Source organism: Aquirufa echingensis, from assembly GCF_042714525.1.
GTDB classification, from domain to species: domain Bacteria; phylum Bacteroidota; class Bacteroidia; order Cytophagales; family Spirosomataceae; genus Aquirufa; species Aquirufa echingensis.
Window position 1 is genome coordinate 1 of the sequence record NZ_JBBKYA010000012.1, and the last position, 255, is coordinate 255.

1 rRNA gene is annotated in these 255 nt (G+C 51.8%); it reads left to right on the plus strand.

What is annotated here, in order from left to right:
- Positions 1-255 (plus strand): 23S ribosomal RNA (locus SKC38_RS12540); the annotation flags it as partial.

A 255-nucleotide genomic window follows, 5' to 3' on the forward strand; every position in this document is an offset into this window, starting at 1 on the left:
TCGAGTGAATCACGGCTAAGGAACTCGGCAAATTAACCCTGTAACTTCGGGATAAAGGGAGCCTCGAGCAATCGAGGCCGCAGAGAAATGGCCCAGGCGACTGTTTAACAAAAACACATGGCTTTGCAAAATCGAAAGATGACGTATAAGGCCTGACACCTGCCCGGTGCTGGAAGGTTAAGGGGGGATGTTAGCCGCAAGGCGAAGCATTGAACTGAAGCCCCAGTAAACGGCGGCCGTAACTATAACGGTCCT